Raw genomic sequence first — 5,218 nt, 5'->3', positions numbered from 1 at the left:
CGGTGTGGTCGGCCAGATCATCCCCTGGAATTTCCCGCTGCTGATGGCGTGCTGGAAGCTGGCGCCCGCGATTGCCACCGGCAATTGCGTCTTGCTGAAGCCGGCTGAACAGACACCGGCGTCAATTCTCCTCTGGGTCGATCTGATTGGCGATCTTTTGCCGCCGGGGGTCCTGAACATCGTCAACGGCTTCGGCCTCGAAGCGGGCAAGCCGCTAGCCTCCTCGCCGCGCGTCGCCAAGATCGCCTTCACCGGCGAAACCACAACCGGCCGGCTGATCATGCAATATGCCGGCCAGAATCTCATTCCGGTAACGCTCGAACTCGGCGGCAAATCGCCCAACATTTTCTTCCAGGATGTGCTCGCGGAAGACGACGACTTCTTCGACAAGGCGGTTGAGGGCTTCGTCATGTTCGCGTTCAACCAGGGGGAGGTCTGCACCTGTCCAAGCCGTGCACTGATCCATGAAGCGATCTACGACCGCTTCATGGAGACGGCACTGAAGCGCGTCCAGGCGATCGTACAAGGCGATCCGCTCGACCCGGCCACCATGGTCGGCGCGCAGGCGTCCTCGGAGCAACTCGAAAAGATCCTGAGCTACTTTGATATCGGCCGCCAGGAAGGCGCCGTGGTGCTGACTGGCGGCGGGCGCGCCGAACTTCCGGGCGACCTTGCCGGCGGCTACTATGTCCAGCCGACCGTGTTCAAGGGCCACAACAAGATGCGCGTGTTCCAGGAGGAAATCTTTGGACCGGTGGTCTCGGTCACCACCTTCAAGGATGACGAAGAGGCGCTGTCGATCGCCAACGACACCCTTTACGGCCTCGGCGCCGGCATCTGGAGCCGCGATGCAAATCGTTGCTACCGCTTCGGCCGTGCCATCCAGGCGGGCCGCGTCTGGACCAACTGCTACCACGCTTATCCGGCGCATGCTGCGTTTGGCGGTTACAAGCAATCGGGCATTGGCCGCGAGACTCATAAGATGATGCTTGACCACTATCAGCAGACCAAGAACATGTTGGTCAGCTACAGCCCGAAGAAGCTCGGCTTCTTCTGATCGCTCCGACGGCGACTGCCATATCGGGGGGTACTGTATAGGTCTTGTTTGGTGTATGCCGTATAGGCCCCGCCAGGAAAAAATGTTCGGCCATTACGGACCACGGCCCATTCGGATCATCCTGGGTGGGCCGAAGCAGGACTGGCAGCTTTGAGGCTTGGATTTATTGGAAGCGGACCTTCAGGCCTCCGCCGGCATCGACGTGATCTGACCCGCTCCGGACCTTCGTGTCGATTCGTCGGAGGGGCTGCAATAAAGTGGATAGCGGACTTGCAGGCAGGTAACCGCGAGGTCCTTGGTACCGGTGAAGGATGCGTAATGCGGTCAGGCTGCTTGCCGTCCCATTTGCGGTCGCCGCCTGAGGCGGAAGACGCCTTCTGACGCACCACCAACCTCCAACGGGGTTGATCCGGACCTGGTGCCGCGACATGTTTGGTGGGAGATCGGAGCGGCGTTTGCTTCAAATGGCCGCCGCCTTTGTTCTCGACGTCGTCGGCCAGGAGAGGTTCATGAGTGCTCTAGCCCAGTGCCGAGCGTTGCTGGCCGCGTTTCTCGCGAGTGTCGCCGCCTTCGTTTCGACATCGGCGCCCGCCCAGGACCGCGCAGCCGAGCGTGCGGCCATGATCGAGACGATAAAGGGACACGCCCGCTCCGGGGCACACGGTATCGATCCGGCGGTGCTCAAGACGATGGGCACGGTGCCGCGCGACCGTTTCGTACCCGAGGCGCAGCGCGGCGCGGCTTATCATGACCGGCCCCTGCCGATCGGGCACGGTCAGACGATCTCGCAGCCCTTTATCGTCGCGCTTATGACCGACCTGATCAATGTCCGGCCTGGCGACACCGTCCTCGAGATCGGCACCGGCTCGGGCTATCAGGCAGCCGTCCTGTCGCCCCTCGCTGCCAAGGTTTACTCGATCGAAATTATCCCGGAACTGGGCAAGAGGGCAGCGGCACGACTTGCGGTGCCCCGCTTCGACAACGTCGAGGTGAAGGTGGACGATGGCTACTACGGCTGGCCTGAGCACGCGCCCTTCGACGGCATCGTAGTGACCGCGGCTGCCAGCCATATCCCGCCGCCGCTTGTCGAGCAGCTCGCTGAAGGAGGTCGGATGGTCATCCCCGTGGGAGGCCCCTTTGCAACCCAGTTTCTCATGCTCGTCGAGAAGCGACGAGACGGAGGCATCACGACCCGGCAGCTGCTGCCGGTGAGCTTCGTTCCGCTGCGGGGAGGTCCCTCCCGGTGAGAGCGGGCCACATGCTACCAGTCGGTCTCATTTCGGCAGCGGTTCTCGGTTACGAATTGCTGCTGATGCGATTGTTTTCGATCGTTCAATGGCACCATTTTGCCTACATGATCATCAGCATCGCGCTCTTGGGCTTCGGCGCGAGCGGTACGTTCATTGCGCTTGCCCAGCGCTGGCTAGTGGAGCGGTACCCGGCTGCTTTCGCGGCGTCGGCAGCGCTGTTCGGTATGACCGCGGTCGCCAGCTTCGCCATCGCCGAACGTCTGCCGTTCAACGCGCTCGAGATCATCTGGGATCCGCGACAGCTCGGTTGGCTCGCGGCCAGCTATGCGCTTCTGATCCTGCCGTTCTTCTTTGGCGCGACCTGCGTCGGCCTTGCTTTCTGCCGCCATCCCGGACAGATCGGACGCGTCTACGCCTTCGACTTGGCCGGCGCAGGGATCGGTGCGCTGGGTATCGTCGGGCTCCTGTTCCTGGTCTTTCCATCTACGGCGCTGCGCTTCGTTGCAGCACTGGCATTCGCGGCGGCTGCCTTTGCCGCGTTCGGCATGGTCCGCCATCGGTGGCTCGCAGCGGGCGGTCTTGGGCTGGCAGCGGCGTTTGTTGCAGTATCGCTACCGCCGTTGTGGGTGGCCCCCGAGCCGCATATGTCCCAGTATAAGGGCCTCCGCATAGCACTGGAGGTTCCGAACGCGCGGGTGATCGAGGAGCGGTCGAGCCCGCTCGGGTTGCTGACGGTTGTGGAGAGTCCGACCGTCCCCTTCCGTTACGCGCCTGGCCTCAGCCTTGCCAATACCCAAGAGCCGCCTGCGCAACTCGCCGTCTTCACCGATGGCGACAGTATTGCGGCGATCACCGCCTATGGAGGCGATCCGGCGAAGGTCGCCTATCTCGACCGGACAACGGCGGCGCTGCCGTACCGCATCCTCGAGCGGCCGCGGGTGCTAATCCTCGGCGCCGGGGGCGGCGAGCAGGTGCTGCTGGCGCTGCGCGCCGGGGCCGATACCGTGGATGCGGTAGAGGTCAACCCGCAAATGATCGACTTGGCTCGGAATCGCTTCGCCGACTTCGCTGGCGGTATCTTCAGCCGACCGAACCTGCGCTTGCATTTGGCCGAGGCGCGCGCCTTCGCTGCGACTGCTGGCGAGCGCTACGACCTAATCCAGATGCCGCTCCTCGATTCCTTCAGCGCGGCCGCGGCCGGCGTGCAGAGCTTGCATGAAAACTACACCTATACCGTGGAGGCAATGCGGGATTACCTCGCGATTCTCGGACCAGATGGTGTCGTCGCTATCACACGATGGCTGCGAGTGCCGCCGCGTGACAGCCTTAAGCTGTTCGCCACCGCCATAGCAGCGCTCGAGGCGGAAGGGGTGGCCGAGCCGGGCCGGCACCTGGTGCTGATCCGGAGCTGGAATACCGCAACTTTGCTCGTCGCCAAGTCGCCCTTCAAAGGCGAAGACATTGCGGCCATTCGCAGCTTCGCGGCCGAGAACTTCTTCGACATCTCTTGGGTGCCAGGCATCTCCGCGAGCGACGTGAACCACTTCAACCAGCTCGATCAGGAATATCTCTATGAGGGAGCCCTTGCCCTCCTCGGCCCTGAGCGCGCCGACTTCATCGAGCGCTACAAGTTCGCCATCGCACCGGCCACCGACAATCGGCCCTATTTCTTCGACTTCTTCCGCTGGCGCGCCTTGCCCGAACTCCTGGCCCTGCGCACCCAGGGCGGGGCAGCGATGCTCGACTGGAGCTACCTGATCCTCGTGACGACTCTGGTCCAGGCTGCCATCCTCAGCGCCGTCCTGATCCTCCTGCCGCTATGGATTCGCAGACACACGCTCGGGAAAGCTTTGCACCGGCTGCGCTTCGGGCTCTACTTCCTTGCCTTGGGGCTAGCCTTCCTCTTCATCGAAATCGCCTTCATCCAGCGCTTTGTGCTGTTCCTCGGTCATCCGTTCTACGCTGTCGCTGTCGTGCTTGCGGGCTTCCTCGCCTTCGCCGGTCTCGGTAGCGCCGTTGCCGCACGCTGGGCCGTGGCGGTCGGGCGCGGGTCGGCGGTGCGCGGCATCGCCCTCGCTGTCGGGGTTATCGCGGTCCTGGCTGCCACCTACCTTCTCGCGCTGCCCTCAGTATTCGAAAGGCTGCTGGCGTTCCCGGACGCCGCGAAGATCGCGATCGCGCTCCTCCTCATAGCGCCGCTCGCTCTTTTTATGGGCATGCCGTTTCCCCTCGGCCTCGGGCATGTCGGCGCGCGTTCGGAGACATTCATTCCCTGGGCGTGGGGAATCAACGGCTGTGCGTCCGTGCTGAGCGCGATTCTCGCCACGCTGCTTGCAATGCATGTCGGGTTCTCTGGCGTCGTGATGATCGCCGTGGTCCTTTATCTTGTCGCCCCAGCCTTGCTTGCAAATCGGCTCACGATCCGAACCATGATCCCTTTCCGGTCGTGAAGTTCTTCACGCCTAACCGGGGCGCCATCGACCAGATCACCTCCGCACTTGACCCCGAATTGGTTGCCGAGGTGCTCGCCCTCGTCCCGGGAACTTGCCGCCGACGGTATAACGCTCATGATGGTCACCCAATGCAATGCGTTTCGCCAGCCGCGCCGTCTTCATACATGAAGGGCCGCATCCACGAGATCGGCCCGCCCGGCAAGGTCTTCGCCAGCCCTAATACGCCCGAGCGCCGCCCATTTCCTCGGCGTCAATTAATCCGGTTCACTCAAGTGGGGCAGGGTTTGACCCAATCCAGTTGTTACTCGATTTCGACCTCAATGTCGCAAGAGGTGGCGGAAGCGGATCTTGAGCGGGCTAGATGCGTGTCGTCTATTTGGCCCACTCGATACGCGGGGGTATGTGAGCGGGCTTGCAATGGTGAGCCTGGCGCTACCTTCCCGGCAGGCTCAAAACAA

The 5,218-nt window shown here is 62.9% G+C and carries 3 protein-coding genes and 1 pseudogene; all 4 read left to right on the top strand.

Annotated elements, in window-relative coordinates:
* Nucleotides 1–1,057 (top strand): aldehyde dehydrogenase (gene adh / locus E5W87_RS33650; protein WP_292407731.1); only part of this gene is annotated, 1,057 nt, incomplete at its 5' end.
* A 464-nt stretch (nucleotides 1,058–1,521) separates the two neighbouring features.
* Nucleotides 1,522–2,304 carry a protein-L-isoaspartate(D-aspartate) O-methyltransferase gene (locus tag E5W87_RS33645; protein WP_292407729.1) on the top strand — a complete coding sequence of 261 codons (783 nt, stop codon included), beginning with the start codon at nucleotides 1,522–1,524 and terminating at the stop codon, nucleotides 2,302–2,304.
* Between the two features lie 107 nt (nucleotides 2,305–2,411).
* Entirely contained in the window at nucleotides 2,412–4,757 is a 2,346-nt protein-coding gene (locus E5W87_RS33640) for an SAM-dependent methyltransferase (RefSeq protein WP_292407727.1), read from the top strand.
* Between the two features lie 29 nt (nucleotides 4,758–4,786).
* Nucleotides 4,787–5,002: pseudogene (locus tag E5W87_RS33635) on the top strand (amino acid ABC transporter ATP-binding protein); the annotation flags it as partial.
* Nucleotides 5,003–5,218: the final 216 nt, after the last annotated feature.

This window comes from Mesorhizobium sp., assembly GCF_004962925.1.
In the GTDB taxonomy this organism is placed as follows: Bacteria; Pseudomonadota; Alphaproteobacteria; order Rhizobiales; family Rhizobiaceae; genus Mesorhizobium.
The sequence above is the reverse complement of the archived record's forward strand: the minus strand, read 5'-3'. Positions and strand labels throughout refer to the sequence as shown.